This is a genomic window from Rhizobium centroccidentale (assembly GCF_030182565.1).
Classification (GTDB): domain Bacteria; phylum Pseudomonadota; class Alphaproteobacteria; order Rhizobiales; family Rhizobiaceae; genus Rhizobium.
In genome coordinates, this window is record NZ_JAQJCG010000026.1 from 103,379 (window position 1) to 120,770 (window position 17,392).

General features: G+C 59.3%; 15 protein-coding genes. 11 read left to right on the forward strand and 4 right to left on the reverse strand.

Annotated elements, in window-relative coordinates:
- Positions 1 to 87: 87 nt before the first annotated feature.
- From PH562_RS26275 to PH562_RS26320, 10 genes are all read left to right on the forward strand, one after another.
- Positions 88 to 1,134 carry a LacI family DNA-binding transcriptional regulator gene (locus PH562_RS26275; RefSeq protein ID WP_285176649.1) on the forward strand — a complete coding sequence of 349 codons (1,047 nt, stop codon included), beginning with the start codon at positions 88 to 90 and terminating at the stop codon, positions 1,132 to 1,134.
- A gap of 95 nt (positions 1,135 to 1,229) precedes the next feature.
- Complete coding sequence (locus PH562_RS26280; RefSeq protein WP_285176650.1) at positions 1,230 to 2,837, forward strand: ABC transporter substrate-binding protein; 1,608 nt, start codon at positions 1,230 to 1,232, stop codon at positions 2,835 to 2,837.
- A gap of 10 nt (positions 2,838 to 2,847) precedes the next feature.
- Positions 2,848 to 3,816, forward strand: a complete 969-nt coding sequence (locus PH562_RS26285; RefSeq protein ID WP_285176651.1) for an ABC transporter ATP-binding protein — start codon at positions 2,848 to 2,850, stop codon at positions 3,814 to 3,816.
- The gene (locus PH562_RS26290; protein ID WP_285176652.1) at positions 3,806 to 4,675 is read left to right on the forward strand and encodes an ABC transporter ATP-binding protein; all 870 of its coding nucleotides are present in this window, start codon (positions 3,806 to 3,808) and stop codon (positions 4,673 to 4,675) included. Before PH562_RS26285 ends, PH562_RS26290 begins: the two co-directional genes overlap by 11 nt.
- 11 nt (positions 4,676 to 4,686) lie before the next feature.
- A complete protein-coding gene (locus PH562_RS26295; RefSeq protein WP_015343770.1) occupies positions 4,687 to 5,613 on the forward strand; it encodes an ABC transporter permease in 927 nt (308 codons plus the stop codon).
- A 25-nt stretch (positions 5,614 to 5,638) separates the two neighbouring features.
- On the forward strand, positions 5,639 to 6,529 hold the full coding sequence (locus PH562_RS26300) for an ABC transporter permease (RefSeq protein WP_483315382.1): 891 nt from the start codon (positions 5,639 to 5,641) through the stop codon (positions 6,527 to 6,529).
- Positions 6,530 to 6,567: 38 nt separating this feature from the next.
- Positions 6,568 to 7,365, forward strand: coding sequence for a glycerophosphodiester phosphodiesterase (locus PH562_RS26305; protein ID WP_285176654.1), 798 nt, complete (start codon positions 6,568 to 6,570; stop codon positions 7,363 to 7,365).
- An 84-nt stretch (positions 7,366 to 7,449) separates the two neighbouring features.
- Positions 7,450 to 7,773, forward strand: a complete 324-nt coding sequence (locus tag PH562_RS26310; protein WP_113229016.1) for an ArsR/SmtB family transcription factor — start codon at positions 7,450 to 7,452, stop codon at positions 7,771 to 7,773.
- Positions 7,770 to 8,201, forward strand: a complete 432-nt coding sequence (locus PH562_RS26315; protein ID WP_285176655.1) for an SRPBCC family protein — start codon at positions 7,770 to 7,772, stop codon at positions 8,199 to 8,201. Before PH562_RS26310 ends, PH562_RS26315 begins: the two co-directional genes overlap by 4 nt.
- 114 nt (positions 8,202 to 8,315) lie before the next feature.
- Entirely contained in the window at positions 8,316 to 8,936 is a 621-nt protein-coding gene (locus PH562_RS26320; RefSeq protein ID WP_285176656.1) for a YdeI/OmpD-associated family protein, read from the forward strand.
- A gap of 72 nt (positions 8,937 to 9,008) precedes the next feature.
- Here the strand turns inward: PH562_RS26320 and PH562_RS26325 are convergent, their stop codons facing one another.
- A complete protein-coding gene (locus PH562_RS26325) occupies positions 9,009 to 10,568 on the reverse strand; it encodes a glycosyltransferase family 39 protein (protein WP_285176657.1) in 1,560 nt (519 codons plus the stop codon).
- 726 nt (positions 10,569 to 11,294) lie between these two features.
- Between PH562_RS26325 and PH562_RS26330 the strand changes: the two genes are divergently transcribed.
- Positions 11,295 to 12,584, forward strand: a complete 1,290-nt coding sequence (locus PH562_RS26330; protein WP_285176658.1) for an MFS transporter — start codon at positions 11,295 to 11,297, stop codon at positions 12,582 to 12,584.
- Between the two features lie 68 nt (positions 12,585 to 12,652).
- Here PH562_RS26330 and PH562_RS26335 read toward each other — a convergent pair whose 3' ends face one another.
- The 3 genes from PH562_RS26335 to PH562_RS26345 all read right to left on the reverse strand — a co-directional run.
- Positions 12,653 to 13,237, reverse strand: coding sequence for an IMPACT family protein (locus PH562_RS26335; RefSeq protein WP_285176659.1), 585 nt, complete (start codon positions 13,235 to 13,237; stop codon positions 12,653 to 12,655).
- A 522-nt stretch (positions 13,238 to 13,759) separates the two neighbouring features.
- Complete coding sequence (locus PH562_RS26340) at positions 13,760 to 15,856, reverse strand: carboxy terminal-processing peptidase (RefSeq protein ID WP_113229023.1); 2,097 nt, start codon at positions 15,854 to 15,856, stop codon at positions 13,760 to 13,762.
- Positions 15,857 to 16,400: 544 nt separating this feature from the next.
- Positions 16,401 to 17,392: porin (locus PH562_RS26345; protein ID WP_285176660.1), on the reverse strand; the 992-nt coding region annotated here is incomplete at its 5' end.

Here is a 17,392-nt window from a genome sequence, read left to right on the forward strand (position 1 = left end):
TGATCTTGCGTATCGAGGCAAGTGCGGCAAGAGTTCCGGACCTCCTGGCGCCGGTGCGGCGCGGCGCGAAAAAATTCGGCAGACCGTATGAAAGCACCCAAAAGAATCGGCATTCTGGACGTCGCCCGGCTGGCCGGCGTGTCTGCCACGACGGTATCGCGCGTCCTGAATGGCCAGGCCGACAGCCGCATCAGCCTGGAGACGCAGGATCGTGTCAGGGCAGCGGCAAGCAGCCTCGGTTACGTTGTCAACCGTCTGGCAACATCGCTGAGGACGCACAGGACCGGTGTGTTCGGAGCGATCGTGAACAGCCTGTCGGGTCATTATCAGCCGCATTTGACAAGCCGCCTTCAGGCTGTGGCACAGCGGCGGGGCGTGGAGCTGCTGGTCGCGCAGGCCAAGGGCGAGGCCGGCGAAATCGCAGGCCAGTTGCGCCTGTTCCAACAGGATTTCTTCGACGGCGTCATCATGGTCAGCGACCTTCCGGGCCAGCAGGCGCTCTGCGATCATCTCGATCTCATGGGCAAAGCACATGTGACGCTTGGCGCAGGGCTGACAGGGCCGCTTCCCGCAGTTCTCACCGACGATCGACAGGGCATAAGACTGCTGTTCGATCACCTTGTGGAGTTCGGACACCGCCGCATTTCCTTCGTCTACCGCGTCAGCCGCAGCGCGCTTCGCGATCGGATGTCGATTTTCCAGGACGCGGTTGCCGGCAGTGCCGGCCTGATCGCCGGTGACATCATTTCCTTTGAGAAGGGCGAGCACGACGGCAAGCTCCTTGCCGATCTCCTGGCATCACCGGAACGCCCGACGGCTCTGATTTGCGGCAGCGACGGTCTTGCCATCGAGGTCGTCGCCTTCCTGCGCGATCTCGGCCTGCAAATTCCTGCAGATATTTCCATCGTCGGCTATGACAACGTGCCCGACACAGCCTATTGGGCTCCGCCGCTGACGACGATCGCACAGCCGACGGATGCCCTGTGCGAAGCCTCGCTCGATCTTCTGGTTGAGCTTTCGAACCTTCCTATGGACGCGCGCGTTGCAATGCGTCCGATGCGGTTCGTTACCCCAGAACTTGTCATACGTGCGTCATCGAGCTCGCCTAGCTTGCGGCCATTCTCCCTTGCGTAAAAGAAACGACAGTTCTGAATGCAAGTGGCCGTTTTTCGTTTGCGCAAACGTTTGTGCAAGCGAGTTATAAGTTGCTTTAACAGGAAAGTGTGCCGATGTCCGATTACCTGCCCAGCGGCTTCAACAGCCCGGTTACTCGCCGCACAACGCTTCTGATGGGAGCCGCGGCCGGCCTCTCGGCTTTTGTCCCAGCGTTGTCGGCCTTGGCCGATGACAGCACCGACAAGAGGCCTGAACTGCGCATCGCCGTTCAGATGAATCCGGTGTCGCAGGAGCCCGTCGATGCCGCCAGCAACGTCGCCTTCCGCAATAACTTTTCCATTCACGAGACGGTGCTTGCGCTCGACATGCGCGGCGATTTCTCGGTGAAGCCCAATCTTGCGACGTCCTGGACCTGGATTTCGCCGACCGTGCTCGAAATGAAGCTACGCCCCGGCGTGATCTTCCATGACGGTCGCGAGATGAGCGCCGAGGATGTCGCCTTCTCCTTCGGGCCTGAGCGGCTTTTGAACAAGGATGCGCCGGGCTATCCCACTTACCGCACCAATTTCACCAGCCTCGACCATGTCGAAGTCGTGGATTCGCTGACGGTCCGCTTCGTCACCAAGTTCCAGGACCCGATCTTCCTGCAGCGCCTTGCATCCTATGCGGCCGTTGTCATCAGCAAGGACGCCTGGCAGAAGAATGGCGGCAATTGGACGACCTGGCGGCAGAAGCCGGTCGGCGCCGGCCCCTACAAGGTCGAAAGCTATACGGTTAATGAGAGCGTCGTGCTGGCCGCACATGATCAGGCCTATCGCGGCAAGCCGGCCGCCAAGCGCGTGACCTTGCGCATCGTGCCCGAGGTTTCCTCGCGCATTGCCGGTCTGCTGGCCGGCGACTATGACATTGCGACCGACCTGCCGCCGGATCAGCTTTCGGTCGTCACTGCGAGCATCGATCACGAGATCGTCGGCGGCCCGGTGCCGAACAACCGCATCCTGTTCTTCGACAAGAACAATCCGGCGCTGAAGGATCCGCGCGTTCGCCAGGCACTCATCCTCGCCATCGATCGCCAGGCAATCGTCGACACGATCTGGAATGGCCGCACCAGGGTGCCGAATGGGCTGCAGTTCGAACTCTACGGCCCCGTCTATCTCAAGGATTACCCGGCCTATCAGTACGATCCCGATCGGGCGATGCAGCTCCTGAAGGATGCCGGTTACAATGGCGAGGAAATCGAGATCCGCTCGCAGAACAATTACTACACCGCGGAAAACCCGGTCACGCAGGCCGTTGTCGCCATGTGGCAGGCTGTCGGCGTCAATGCCAAGATGAAGTTCGTCGAATCCGGCAAGCTGTTTGACAATTCGCCGACCCGCGCGACGGGCAACTGGTCGAGCACCGGCCAGGTCCCCGACCCCTATATCTCGTTCTTCACGCAGTTCAGCTCGGCCGGCAACTTGAACTCGTTCAAGATCTGGCAAAATGCCGATTTCGATGCACTGGGCGCCAAGATGGAGCAGGCGGTCGATCCGGCCGATCGTGCCAAGATTTTCCGCGACATGTTGCATCTGATCGAGTGGGAAGATCCGGGCGAGACGGTCCTGCATCAGAATGCCGTGTTCTTCGGCATCCGCAAGGGCATCAAGTGGCAGCCTCTACCGGCCTTCCAGATGGATCTCGGCGCCGGCAGCCTCTCCTTCGAAGAGCAGAAGAGCTGAGCGGCTGGTAATGGCGACGCCCGTTCTTTCGGTCGACAATTTGAGTGTCTCGTTCAGAACGGGCGCCGGCCGGTTTCATCCAGTCAATAATGTCTCCTTCGACCTTGCCGAGGGTGAGATCCTTGGCATTGTCGGCGAGAGCGGATCGGGAAAGAGCCTCACCTGCCTGGCGCTTGCGGGTCTTCTGGGGCCGAGCGCCAGCGCCATGGGCTATATCTCCTTCCAGGACGCCATGTATGACGCGGCCGAGCTCGGCCCGCGGTCACGTGTAAAGCTGCCGCCGATCGGGCTGATCTTTCAGGAGCCCGTCTCCTGCCTCGACCCGGTGCGCACGATCGGCTCCCAGATCGCCGAGGCAGCTGTCAGCGCCGGCTTGTCCGCAAAGGAAGCCAGGGACGAAGCGCTCCGGCTTCTGGCGGAAGTCGCCATTCCGCAACCCGAGACGCGCTACAATGCCTATCCCGCGCAATTTTCCGGCGGCATGTGCCAGCGCGTGATGATTGCCACGGCGCTTGCCATGCAGCCGCGATTGATCATCGCCGACGAGCCGACGACGGCGCTTGATGTCACCGTGCAGGCGCAGGTCGTCGCTCTCCTAGTCAAGGCGGTACGAGAGCGCGGCATCCCCATGATCTTCATCAGCCACGATCTCGATCTCGTCTCGGAGGTTTGCGACCGTATCGCGGTCATGTATGCGGGATCGCTGGTCGAGATCAATCGCACGGACGATCTCTACGACAATCCACGTCATCCCTACACGCGGCTGCTGCTGGAGGCCATGCCCGGACGCGGTCGGCCGCTGGAGAGGCTTGCGGACATTCCCGGCGAGCTGAAATTGCATGATGACCTGCCGCAGGCCTGCGCCTTCGCACCCCGTTGTCCGCGTGCGGAGCCGAATTGCGGAAGGATGGTTCCGCCGTTGATTGCAGGTGCGGCGGCACTTGCCTGCTTCAATCCATGGAGTGCCCATGATGCCTGACAAGCAGATGCCATCCGATGTGCGGATTGCTGACGCGGCACTTGCCGCCCGCGATCTGCAATTTTCCTATGCGCCGGGCTTTTCCCTTTGGCCGGGGTGCGCCAGGGGATTTCACGCCATCAAGGATGTGAGCCTGGAATTGAAGCCCGGCGAAACACTGGGCCTCGTCGGTGAGTCCGGTTGCGGCAAATCTACGCTTGCCTCGTTGCTTTGCGGCGATCGTATGCCGACATCAGGCGAAATCACGCTGTTCGGCCAGTCTTTCAAGAGCCTGATGAAGCCGAACCGGTGTGGCCTGGCAAAATACCTGCAGGTTATTTCGCAGGATACGATGGGCGCGCTCGATCCGCGTCGGAGCGTTGGTCATCAGATGGTGGAAACGCTCACCATCCACGGCATAGGCTATCCGGCAAGCCGGCTCGATCGCGCTGCAGAAATTTTCAAGGCCGTCAGCCTGCCTGTCTCCGCCTTGCAGAAATTTCCCCATCAGCTCTCCGGTGGCCAGCGCCAGCGCGTCGCTATCGCCCGTGCCCTCGTGGTCGAACCGCAAATTCTGCTGTGCGACGAGCCGGTCTCGGCGCTCGACGTTTCCGTGCAGGCGCAGGTGCTGAACCTGCTGCTCGAATTGCAGCGGGCACGCGGCCTGTCGCTGCTCTTCATCAGCCACGACGTGCGGGTGGTCCGGCATGTCTCGCATCGCGTCGCGATCATGGAGGCGGGGCAGATCGTGGAAACCGGCCCCACGGAGGAAGTCTTCGCCAACCCGGTCCACCCCTATACGGCAAAACTTCTGTCGGCCGTTCCTCGCGGGCGGCGCGGCAGGGTGCGGCAGGCAGCGGCGATACTCGAAACGCTCTGAAGGGACAGGCAATGCTTCAATCCATCCTGCGGGCGTTTCTGCGAGCACTCGTGACGCTGTTCCTGGCGATGACCTTCACCTTCGTCATCCTGCGCGTCAGCGGCGACCCGCTGCATTCCCTGTTGCCCATCGAGACGCCGCCGGAAGTCGTGGCGCTGATGCGGCAGCAATGGGGTCTCGATCAGCCGCTCTACATCCAGTATTTCGCCTATCTCGGCCACCTTCTGCGCGGCGATTTCGGCACATCGCTGCTGAATGGGCAGGATGCCCTGACGCTGGTTCTGTCGAAAGTCCCGGCAACGCTGGAATTGATGGGTGCCGCCCTGATATTGGCATTCGGCGCCGGCGTGCCCTTCGGCATTCTGGCTGCGCGCAACCGCGGCGGACTGATCGATCGCTTCGTCATGGCGCTTGCGGTGCTGATGCATTCGCTGCCGAATTTTCTGATCGCCATCCTGCTCATTCAGCTTTTCGCCGTCTCCTTGCGGATATTGCCGAGCGGCGGGGGATCGACCATGGCGCATCTCGTCATGCCCGTTCTGGTCATTGGTCTTTACAATGCCGGCATCATCGCCCGCTTCGTCCGCTCGAGCGTGCTGGAAGTGCTGGGCCAGCGTTTCATATTGGCGGCGCGCGCCAAGCGCATCGGCGAAAGTGCTCTTCTGTGGCGGCATATCATGCCGAATGCCGCCTTGCCGCTTCTGACCATGCTCGGCTTCCTTGTTGGCGGCATGATCGGCGGCGCGGCCGTGGTCGAGAGCGTCTACGCCTGGCCGGGTGTCGGCCGCTTTCTCGTCTCCTCCGTGGCGCAGCGCGATCTGAACATCGTGCAGACCATCGTGCTGCTCATCACGGCGACGATGGTGACTGCCAATCTCCTCATCGATTGTCTCTACATTCTCGCCGATCCGCGTCTGCGGCATCGCGCATCGGCCTGATCGGCCGCCTCGAAAGGTAAAAGCCATGGCGAATGCAGCGACCGGCGCCGATGCCTCCCCCAAAACCAGATCGGAGCGATCTTTTCGACCCAGGCTTCGGTTCGATCTGATGACGGCCATTTGCGCCACTATCCTCATGACTTTCATCACGGTTGCGATCTTTGCCAATGTGCTTGCGCCTCACGGCTTTGCGCAGATCGATCTTCATGCCCGCAAGGCGCCGCCGATCCTGTTCGGCGGCTCGTTCAAGCACATTCTCGGCACCGACGAGCTTGGGCGGGACATTCTAAGCCGCATCTTCTATGGCCTGCGCACCAGCCTATTGATCGCGCTCGGCGCTTCGGCGATCAGCCTTGCGCTCGGCACTGTGCTCGGGCTGGTTGCCGCTTTCGGCCGCGGATTTGCCGATATGCTGATCCGCGTTGCCGTGGATTTTCAGGCATCAATGCCGTTCCTGATCATTGCGCTCGCTGTTCTCGCCTTCTTCGGTGACAATCTCTGGCTGTTCATGGCGTTGCTCGGCCTCTACGGCTGGGAGCGTTACGCGCGATTGGTTCGGACCATGGCCGGGCTGGAACTCGAGCGTGGCTATGTCGCGGCGTTGAGACGAAATGGTGCAGGAACCGGGCGCATCGCCTTCCTGCACGTCTTGCCCAACATTCTCTCCGTCGTCCTCGTCAACCTGACGATCGTCCTGCCGGAGATCCTTTTGCAGGAATCGGCGCTGAGCTTTCTCGGCCTCGGCATCCAGCCACCGCTCGTCAGCCTCGGCAGCATGGTCGGTGCCGGCCGCGACTATGTGATGACCGAGTGGTGGATCGCGATCCTGCCGGGCATCGTGATCTTCATCCTGTCGCTGTCGATCAGCCTGATCGGCGACTATCTGCGCGACGTTCTCGATCCGACACTTCACTAGGTTGCCCCGTAAAGAACCGACTTCCAAGGAGACTTGCATTGCCTTTGCCCCTTCACGCTGCTCGTCATGGTTCGCTCCGCATTGCCGCTCACCGCGGCTTCAGCCGACGCTTCCCGGAAAACACTATTCTCGCCTTCCAGGAGGGTGTGAATGCAGGTGCCAACGAGTGCGAAATTGACCTCATGCTGACGCGCGACGACCAGATCGTCGTGATCCATGACAGAACGCTTGATCGCACGACCAGCGGCTTCGGCTTTGTTGCCGATCACGATCTCCAGCACATTCTTTCGCTCGATGCCGGTGCGAAATTCGACCCGCGCTTCGCTGGGACCCATGTGCCGACGCTTGCCGATACGCTGCTGTGGGCCAAGCAAACGGATACGCGCCTTGCGATCGAGATGAAGGAGCCCGAACGTTCCAATCGCCTCATCGATCTCATGATCGGCACGCTGCGAGAGCTCGACGCTTTTGAGTATGTCGCCATATCCTCCTTCGACCATCTTGACCTGTTGCGCGTGAAGGAGCTCGAGCCACGCCTGCAGACGGAAGCGATCCTCCACCATCGTCCGGTGGACATCGTCGCCTCGATGCGCGTCGGCGGCATTGATGGCGTCTCGCTGGAATTGAACCGCTTTCACCGCACTGACGCCGAGGCACTGCAGCAGGCCGGCATTGCCGTGCGTCTCAGCCTGCCGCTGCCGGAAAAGCTTGCTATGTTCTGGCAGGGTGGCCGCGACCTGCTTCCCATGATCCGCAGCTGCGTCAAGGACCGGCTGGTCGATGCTCTTATCGGCGACGATGTGGATTTCCTCCGCATGCTGGGCACGAGCGCCTGAGAACAGCGTGGCCGGTCTGCGCTTGACTTATTCATAGCCCGTCAGCTATTGATCTAATCGATAGTCAAAGAGTTATGAATCGCTATGGCAAACGCCCATGATCCTATTTTCCGAGCGCTCGCCGATCCTACACGGCGGGCGATATTCGAGCGATTGTGCCGTGACGGCGATCAGACCGTCGTTGCGCTTACGGCCTACGCCGGCGTCTCCCAGCCGGGCGTTTCAAAGCATCTCGCCGTTCTGAAACAGGCGGGGCTGGTGCGTGACCGGCACGAAGGCCGCCAGACGCATTATAGCGCCCAACGAAACGCTCTTGCGCCGTTGCGTGACTGGACGAGCGAAATGGCCGGTTTCTGGGAAGACAAGTTCGACGATCTCGAAGACCTGCTCGATCGGATGGATCAATGAAGGCGGCATCGGGTGAGGTGCGCGCTGTCGTGGTCGAGCGCGAAATTGCGCATCCGCCGGCAAAGGTCTGGCGTGCACTCACACAGCCGCATCTGATGGCAGAGTGGCTGATGAAGAACGACTTCGTTCCTATACCGGGACATCGGTTTAGCTTTCGCAGCGATTGGGGCGGCGTTCTGGATTGCGAAGTGCTCGTCGTCGAGCCGAACGCCAGGCTGTCTTATCGATGGAATTTCGCACATGATGATCCGGCTTTCGATCTGAGGAGCGTTGTGACCTTCACGCTCGCGCAGACGGATAAGGGAACCCATCTGCGCATGGAGCAGATCGGCTTCCGACCGGACCAGAAACAGGCCTATGGAGGTGCCAAGGCGGGATGGCGGCAGTTCCTCGAAAGACTGGAGCAGGTGCTGGCGGAAGTGAAGTGAGACCCATTGCTCGCAAGCTCGGAATACAATCATGCGAGCATGTCCGGCCGCTTGCTTTCACCAAGCTGACGGTGTGGATGCTGCAGATAGCCGGAATATGAAGTGGATGAGGACATGATTACCGATATCGAGGACTTCTTTATCAAGGGATGCGGACGCTGCGAACGCTTTGCGACGCCGGACTGTTCGACGAGGCTGTGGATTGACGGTCTGAACGAACTGCGTCGAATCTGTCTGGAGGCGGGGCTCGTCGAGACGGTGAAGTGGGCGCATCCGTGTTACATGCATGGGGGACGCAACATCGTCATCATCGGCGCCTTTCGTGGCGATTTTCGGCTCACTTTCTTCAACGCGGCACTGATGAAGGACCCTGAGGGCATTCTCGAAAAGCAAGGGCAGAATACCCGGCACCCCGATATGATCCGTTTCGTGAGCAATGATGCCGTGGTGAAGATGGAGCCCATCATCCGAGCCTATCTGAAGGAGGCGGTGGGATATGCGGAGGCCGGCATCAAGCCGCTGAAAGAGCAGAGCGAAATCGAATTGCCCGACGAGCTGGTCGAGGCGCTGGATTCCGATCCCGAGCTGGCGGAGGCTTTCCACGATCTGACGCCGGGGCGAAAGAAAAGCTATGTGATCAACCTCGGCTCCGTGAAGAAGTCCGAAACGCGGACCGCACGGATTGCGAAGTTTCGCAATCATATTCTTGCCGGAAAGGGTGCGCTGGAGCGCTAGCCCACAGTCGATGTCTCCTGCTTCCCGATCGTCTCATCCACCGATGAGATCGAATAGCTGCGCAATCTCACGTCAGTTCGGTTTGGGATAATACCACGCATAACCAAAGTGATAACGATCCGGCTCCTTCCCGTAGTAATAGGGAAGGGCAATGTCCTGCTGCTGCGGCAGTTCTGCCGCCGTTCCGAATTTCGATGTGAGCCATAGGTTCAGTGCGTTCGGCATGGTTGATTGATGCCCGTCCCGTTCGTTCCAGACCAACAGGACCGGTCCATCTCCTATGACCCGCCGGCTGAGATCCGACGCAGGATATTCCGTGGATATGACCGATGTGCGCGGCATGTTTACCCGGAGGTTGCCGGCCTTCAGCCAGGTCGTCGTCACGACCGCCGAGGGTTGTTTTCCTTGCGCGGTAACGACTCTGTCTACGAAGGTGGCATAAGGCGCGTTCAGATGCTCATAAGAATGAAAAAACCGCGCAAAAAGAACACCTCCGGCTATGATGAGAGGCAGCGCAATCATCATGACGATGGGTACATAAAGGAATTTCTTTATATCGGCCTGGCTCTGCTGTCCCGCGGCATCGAGTTTCAGACAGAAGTAGGCCGGCAGCAGAAACAGGAAGGGGAGCAGCCAGCGGTCGCGAAACTCCGTGAGCGTTATCACCAGTATCAAGACCAGCAGGATCGCAACCGTGCTTAAAAGTATCCTTCCGACGAAATCGCTCCATTGGCTTCTGGCCCGCAGCGAACGCAGGAATGATTTACGGAAGAACAACAGAAAGATCACGCTGGTGGGAGCGATGATGGCGACGCTCGTCTTTATCAGCTCCAGAAGTCCGAAACCGATATCGGAAAGCTTTCCGCCGGCGCCTTGCTCCGACATGGTTTGGACCGTCGTCGTCAGGACCCGATCCATGTTGAACACCATCCATATCGCGTGCGGCAGGAACACGAGAACGGCGATTGCAAGCGTCAGCAGGAGGCGCCAGTCCAGGAGCCTTTTTCGCCCGATCGGATGAAAGAAGGTCGCGACGAGGACGCTGCCAATCACCAGAGCGAAATTGTACTTCGTCAGCATGCCAAGCCCGCCCCAAAGGCCGATCAGCGCGTAGGAGATAATCGTCGGGCGACGAATGGTGACCACCACGAAATAGATCAACATGAGCACCGCAAGCAGGGTGCCGACCGTATGCGTCAGGTCTCTCTGCGCCTGCCAGAACATCTGCGGCATCGTCAGAAGCGATAGCGTTCCGACCGCCGCCAGCCTTTTGTCGGCTACGAGCAGCCTCAGAAGCTCGTAATAGGCGAGATAGACGAGGAAAAGCAGGAGGTTCTTCACGATGACGAGCGATGCGACACTCGTGCCGAAAATTTCGAAGACGCCGTATTGAATCCAGTTGTAGAGCGGCGGTTGGGCGTCATAGCCCCAGGCGAGCCATTGGCCGACGAGGAACTGCTGTGCTTCGTCGATCCGCACCGAGCTGGAGATGGCGATGCGGATGGCTGCCTGGACGATGAAATATATCGCCAGGCTCCCGGGTACCCACCAATATTCGGAGGATGACCTGCTGTCGATTGATGCAGTCCGCTGGCGTGTACCCGCAAGACTGTCTTTTCCCAGAGGATTCATCCGGTTCTCCCAGCGATTGCCACTATCGTCGCAGGCGCCATGTCATAGATGTCGCGACGACACAATCGTTTTCAGTAAGATTTTAGGGGCGGCATCTCGAGGGCAGATCTGATTTACCAGATATCATTCCTTGCGTAGCCAGATCGTCAAAGCATCCTCGTCGTTCCTCGCGTTCAGCGCTCCCGTATGACGTTGGGCGAATTCGCCTGGTCAAATAACTGCCTGTGGCTGCAGGAATATGAATGCCGCGGCACGTGCCAACAAGAATTTTTTTCCAGATGCTGCCTTAATCCGCATCGAACTTGTTGTCAAACATACCGAATGTATGTATAAAGGACTCAAGTTTGGGCGAGGGGGTATTTTCAAACTCCGAGTCCGACCGCCATCCGACACATTGTGTCGGTAGCAGCAGCCCATCGTTCCAATCCGATGCGGCTGCCCACCCCGATCGGTTGACCTCCGATCAAGACGAGAAGGATTCGGCTTTCCCTCCGAATCCTTCTCTTTTTTGAGTCGACGCGGCAGGCGAAGCTCTCCTCGAACAGCAGCGTGCTATCGAGATCGTGATGGCTCGGTTGCTTCAATGTCGGACAAACACCGACGGCAAGGTCGATTTCGCCGGAGCAGTTGGAGCCGTGAACGTAGGGCCACATTCATCTAAAAGAGGGAACCTTTTTCCGTCCAGCGCTTTTCATTTGACGATTTCAGGAACCACGTGGTTGTCATTTGTCGCGCTCATCCCCCACCGACCAGCAGCAAGCCCGAGCTCTTATCCCTCTAGGATTTCTGAATTTCTTCATGGCCGATGTTCAGGCGGGCATCGGACCCTTCCTCGGGGTTTTTCTCGTCACCCATGGCTGGCAAAGCGGAACGATCGGCTCGGTCATGACGATCGGTGGGATTGCCGGGATGGTGATGACGGCCCCTGCCGGAGCCTTCATCGATGAGACGACGCACAAACGCACATGCGTGATCGTGCTTGGCGTCTGCACGGTCCTCGCCTCCATGATCATATTGCTGTCGCAGCTCTTCTGGGTCGTGGCGCTATCGCAGGTTGCGACCGCTATTGCCGGCGCCGCGATCGGGCCAGCGCTTAATGGCATTACGCTTGGCATTGTCCGGCAGGCGGGCTTCAATCGGCAGAATGGTTACAATCAGGCACTCAATCATGCCGGCAACCTGGCCGGCGCCGGGCTGTCAGGATGGCTCGGCTGGATGTTCGGGCTGACCGCCGTGTTCTGGCTATCAGCCGTCTTTGGCGTGCTGACCATCATTTCCGTGCTGATGATCCCATCCGATGCGATCGACGATGACGAAGCGCGTGGTGCGACCCTTGCCGCCGTTGGCTCACAGGGGGAGGCCGGGTCTCCCAAACACAGGAAACCGAGCGGCTTCAAGGTGCTCGCAGAATCGAAGCCGCTGCTGATCCTGGCCGGTGCGCTTGCGTTGTTTCATCTTGGCAACGGCGCCATGTTGCCATTGTTCGGGCTGGCTGTCATCTCTGCCGGGCAGGCCGATCCCGCGGGCTTCGTCGCGCTGACGGTGGTGGTGGCGCAGGGCACGATGATCATCACTTCTTTGATTGCGATGCACATGGCGGAAAGGAGAGGGCAATGGCTCGTGCTGCTGGTCTCGTTCGTCTCCTTGCCGATCCGCGGCTTCGTGGCGGCGCATCTGATCACGTCCTGGGGAGTCTATCCCGTTCAGGTTCTCGATGGCATCGGGGCGGGCTTGCAAAGCGTTGCCGTGCCGACGCTCGTCGCCCGCATCCTGAACGGAACGGGGCGCATCAATGTCGGCCAGGGCGTCGTCATGACCATGCAGGGGGTCGGCGCATCCCTGAGCCCGGCGATCGGCGGCTGGCTGGCGCAGGAGATCGGTTACAGCACGATGTTCATCATCCTCGGCAGCTTTGCGCTTGGGTCGATTGCGCTTTGGGTTGGGTTTTATGCGGTGCTGCGGGTCGCCGCTTCTGTACAGGGGCGACCTCAGGGCGTTGCGTTCTCCAGCGATTGATTTGCCTATCTCCCGCTATGCCGGGGCTAGGAGAGCATCATCCTTCGGCGTATCCCTGAGCGCTCCGATCAATCCAGTTTTGCCGTAGCGCGGCCACTCGTGAGATCCCTGATGTTATCAACGACCTGCTCGACGAGCGACGCAGCTATGGCCAGACTGAGCACAGCTCCGGATTCGGTGAAGCGCTCCTCCACAAGCTGCACGCCTGCCTCGGCGAGAAGCTTCGCTTTTACGAGAGCAAGATGTGAAAACTGCACTTCGATCGTTGCCGTAACGGTTGGGAGTGTTTCTCTCTTCTCCGCGCCTTGCAGACATAGTGCTGCGGTGCCGCCGTAGGCGCGGATCAGTCCGCCTGCACCCAAAAGAGTGCCGCCAAACCAGCGGGTCACGACGACAGCGACCATATCCAATTCGAAGCCATCGATAGCCTGAAGGATCGGCTTGCCGGCAGTGCCGCTCGGCTCGCCATCATCGCTGAAGCGATAGTTCTGTCCGATACGCCAGGCCCAGCAATTGTGATTGGCATCCGCGACAGAGTGTTGCGCGACAAACGCCTTTGCTGCCTCGGTATCGGCAATCGGAGCGGCCGTCGCAACGAACCGGCTTCGCTTGATTTCCTGATTGGCGGTGGCGGACGCAACAAGCTCAAACATATGGCCTCTTAGCCAATTTCGTGCACGCTGCGAAGAGGCAGTTGCCGCTGCTCAGAAAGACATGCGGTGGCACGCCGTGGAATAAAAATGAATTGGATGAGCATAGCGGACGGACGATATCCAACGCCTTCGATGGCACAGGCAAGGCTCGTTGAGCGTGAGTTAGGTGAGGGGGAGCTCTGCCTCATTGATATGAGGCAGAGCAGAGAGCCTTATCGGCGCCTCGTGCGAAACTTTGTTGGGGGCGCAAGTATTCGCACGCACATTGTCTACAACGCGTAGCTGAAACGTAGCTGAGGCTCAGGACTCGGATGAATTCAGGTCTATTCGAACTGAAATCCGAATTCGCCTTGAAATCAGTGGCATAGGAGGGAAGGGCGTCTAAAAGCCATCCACAATTTTGGCATTTTGCTTTAGCCGCAAGTCTTATGAACCCGCGACCAATGAGGCGGTCGACGTCACGGCGGTGACGTCGATTCCTCGGCCGTGAGCAGCACGATGGAACTTCGTGACTACTTTTGACTACTTTGCCGCAGCCCTCGACATACCGGCCTGCAGGCCCGCCTCGTCGGCAACGATGGAAGCAGCCTCGTTCTGCAGGATATCCTTTGCGTTCTTGCGGGCCTTTTCGATGGCGATATCGGCACTCAGGCTGCGTTCATTGGCCTGCAGGCCATCGTCTTCGCCGGTATCGATGCCATCATTGGCCTGCCCACGCGCCTTGATACGGTTTGCCTGGGCGGTCAACTCACTGCGACGCTCGGCTTCGTTGAGAGAGATTGTCTTCTTGTCGCGCTGTTCCTTCAGCGTGGTGACGTCTTCCACGAAGCGCTGGTATTCCGGATCATCCTTCACTCGCGCGTCATGACGGCTTTGCAGCTGCGGCAGCAGCGCCTGAATATCGCCCCAGGGCTTGTAGTTCGCGGGTTTTACCTGCGTCCAAGGCAGCGCGTTGTCGTAGCTCGACTCGCCGAAGGTCTTGAGGTCCGAGAGTCCCGGCAGGCTGATATCCGGCGTCACGCCGCGCAACTGCGTCGTACCGCCGTTGACGCGGAAGAATTGAGCGACGGTCAATTTCAGCTCGCCGAATTTCGGTTTCTGATTGTGGGCCACCTGATCGAGATTAACAACGGTTTGCACCGTGCCCTTGCCGAAGCTCGGTTCGCCGATAATCACGCCGCGACCGTAGTCCTGGATCGCTGCGGCGAAGATCTCGGAGGCCGATGCCGAGCCGCGATTGATGAGCACGCCAACCGGGCCGGTCCAGGCCGGGGCGGCAAGGTCATCGCTCTCGACCTCCACCTCGCCGCCTGCATCGCGCTGCTGGACGACAGGACCCTTGCCGACGAAGAGCCCCGTCAGGTCGATCGCTTCCGACAGCGAGCCGCCGCCATTGTTGCGCAGGTCGATGAGGACGCCATCGACCTTCTCCTGTTTCAGTTCGCCGAGAAGTTTGGCGACATCGCGGCTGGCGCTGCGGTAATCCTTGTCGCCCTTGCGCCGCGCTTCGAAATCTTCATAGAAAGCCGGCAGGGTGATCACGCCGATCCTGCGCGTCGTATTGCCGTCTTTCACCGACAAGATCGTCTGCTTGGCGGCCTGTTTGTCGAGGCTGATCTTGTCACGGACGAGGCTGATGACGTGATGCTTGCCATCCGGCCCGGCATCGGCAGGCAAAATGTCGAGGCGCACGACCGAGCCCTTGGCACCGCGGATCATCTGCACGATTTCATCGAGCCGCGTGCCGACGACTTCCTTTATCGGGCCGTTCTCGCCTTGACCGACACCGATGATGCGGTCACCGACCGCAAGCTTGCCGGACAGTTGTGCCGGGCCGCCGGCGACCAGTTCGCGGATCGTCGTATAGTCGTCCCTTTCCTGCAGCACCGCGCCGATGCCGACCAGGGAGAGCTTCATCGAAATATCGAATTCCGCCGAGGCGGTCGCGCCGAAATAGTCGGTATGCGGGTCAACTGACGTCGTATAGGCGTCCATGAACGTCTGGAAGACATCGTCGCCCTTGTATTTATAGGCGCGCTCCAAGGAGTTTTCGTAGCGCTTGTCGAGCGTATCGCGAATGGCGGCATCATCCTTGCCGGCAAGCTTCAGGCGCAGCCAGTCGTTCTTGACGCGTTTGCGCCAGAGATCGTTGCTTTCCGCATCGGTTTGCGGCCAAGGCTCCTTGTCGCGCACCAGCGAGTAGTCTTCCTTGGCGGTGAAATCCAGCTTCTGATTGAGCAGGCTGCGCGCATAGGTCATGCGGTCTACGACGCGCTGCTCGTACACATTGAAAATGGAAAACGGGATATTCAAGTCTTCCTGATTGATGGCGTCATCGATCTTGGTGCTGCCCGCCATGAACTTGTCGATATCGCTCTGCAGGAAGATGACACGGTCCGGATCGAGGGACTTGATGAAGCGATTCATGATCCGGGCGGAGAGGACGTCGTCCAGCGGAACCGGCTTATAGTGGAAGCGCTGCAGAAATTGCGCCGTCAAATGAGCGGCCTGCGCCTGCTGCGGCAGGGGTGTCAAAACTGGCGGTGAACCGGCTTCCAGAGCATATGCTGATGAAGCAAATGCCAGGAACAGGCAGAAGAAACCATATTTCGTACGCATCAAGTCTTGGCCCGATTCTCAACGTTAAATGTTCAATCTATAATCTAGGTGGAACAATTATGGTTTTTTGGCAACCAGACAGATGCTTTCCTTCGGGAAAGATTCTCGAAACATTCGTGTTGCGCCAGTTGCGAGGATCGTCAACACAGCCGTGAATACGGAGTTGGACTACCGGATTCGACCTTGAGACGCCCTAGAGGATGCGGCGCGAAACGTTTCTTGGCCATGCAGCGGCGCGTCGGGCGGTATCGTCTTCGGATATTGAGGGTCGGAGGACCTTTCTTGGATCTCGCGATGGACAATATGCGGCAACGGGAGCGTCGCGAAAGCAGTGTTCGCCTCCAGCGCGCCTTCATGGCAGTGGCGCAAGCCACCAGTCTGGAAATTCGCCTCGATAACGCATGCGTTTCCTCTCGCATGCTGGGACGCGTGTCATGCGGATTGGAATGGCAGCCGGAACACGGCTTTAACGAATTAAAGAAGAAGACCTGGAGGGAAACCAGGTCTTCTTCCGTCTCTGATCGGAGGTCTGGTTCAGATCAGATTAGAAGCTACGCTCGAAGCGGAGGATACCGGCCCACTGGTCCTGATTGATGGAGTCCCAGTTGGTGTAGGTGACTTCCGGCTCGATGAGCAGGTTCTTGACGGGCTTCCACTTGACGTTCGTGGTTGCCGAGAAGGTCTTGTTGTCGGTGTAGGCGAGCTGCAGGTTCCACTTCAGCTTTTCGTTGACCGGAACGCCAACGCCGCCCCAGACAGCCCAGTCGCCCCAGCTCTGGCCGATCGAATCGCCAGGCGCATACTTGTTCAGCTTGTCGCCGTCGGTGTTCCAGCCGCCCATCAAGAATGCGTCGAATACGCCGAAGTCGGCATCGACACGAGCCTTGATAGCGCCTTCTTCGACGATCGAGTCGTAACCGCCGACGACCTTGAAGGACCATGCGCCAGCCTTGTAACCAGCACCAGCAACAACGTCCGGAGCGTAGTGGTTGTGGCTGTCTTCGCCGTTCGCACCGGTCGCGCCCGTGCCGGAGTTGCTGTCTTCAACCGAGATCACAGCCGTGAAGCCGTTGCCTGCGTCGTAATTGTAGGTGATCTGGTTCAGTTCGTAGGGGCCATCGGCGATCACGTCGTCGTTGATGACGTCGCCGGCGTAGCCGGTGAAGACGTTGAACTGCGAGTCTTCCTTACCGATGGTGAAGCCGCCGAGGCTGATGCTGGCGTGCAGCAGGTTGGTAGCCGTAGCGCCGCCATCGTTCCAATCCCAACGCAGTTCAGTGTTGGTCTTCAGCGGGCCGTATTCGGTGTCGGTTGCCGTCTGCAGCTGCAGCTCGGCACGGGTGTGCCAGAGAGTGCCATAGTGAGTGTCCGGGTTGTAGGCGTCGTACCACTTGCCTTCGGTACGAACCTTGCCGCCGATCTTGAGGCAGGTCTCGGTGCCCGGGATGAAGAAGTAGCCAGCGCCATATGCGTCGCAGATGCGGACGTATTCGAGCGGTTCCGGCTCGGCAGCAACGATAGCGTCGGCTGCCTGAG

Bases quoted from the DNA above. Each gene is read 5' to 3' on its own strand.
- PH562_RS26295 (WP_015343770.1), top strand. From the start codon at position 4,687: ATGCTTCAATCCATCCTGCGGGCGTTTCTGCGAGCACTCGTGACGCTG.
- PH562_RS26275 (WP_285176649.1), top strand. From the start codon at position 88: ATGAAAGCACCCAAAAGAATCGGCATTCTGGACGTCGCCCGGCTGGCC.
- PH562_RS26300 (WP_483315382.1), top strand. From the start codon at position 5,639: ATGGCGAATGCAGCGACCGGCGCCGATGCCTCCCCCAAAACCAGATCG.
- PH562_RS26340 (WP_113229023.1), bottom strand. From the start codon at position 15,856: ATGCGTACGAAATATGGTTTCTTCTGCCTGTTCCTGGCATTTGCTTCA.
- PH562_RS26325 (WP_285176657.1), bottom strand. From the start codon at position 10,568: ATGAATCCTCTGGGAAAAGACAGTCTTGCGGGTACACGCCAGCGGACT.
- PH562_RS26335 (WP_285176659.1), bottom strand. From the start codon at position 13,237: ATGTTTGAGCTTGTTGCGTCCGCCACCGCCAATCAGGAAATCAAGCGA.
- PH562_RS26285 (WP_285176651.1), top strand. From the start codon at position 2,848: ATGGCGACGCCCGTTCTTTCGGTCGACAATTTGAGTGTCTCGTTCAGA.
- PH562_RS26290 (WP_285176652.1), top strand. From the start codon at position 3,806: ATGATGCCTGACAAGCAGATGCCATCCGATGTGCGGATTGCTGACGCG.
- PH562_RS26320 (WP_285176656.1), top strand. From the start codon at position 8,316: ATGATTACCGATATCGAGGACTTCTTTATCAAGGGATGCGGACGCTGC.
- PH562_RS26310 (WP_113229016.1), top strand. From the start codon at position 7,450: ATGGCAAACGCCCATGATCCTATTTTCCGAGCGCTCGCCGATCCTACA.
- PH562_RS26280 (WP_285176650.1), top strand. From the start codon at position 1,230: ATGTCCGATTACCTGCCCAGCGGCTTCAACAGCCCGGTTACTCGCCGC.
- PH562_RS26315 (WP_285176655.1), top strand. From the start codon at position 7,770: ATGAAGGCGGCATCGGGTGAGGTGCGCGCTGTCGTGGTCGAGCGCGAA.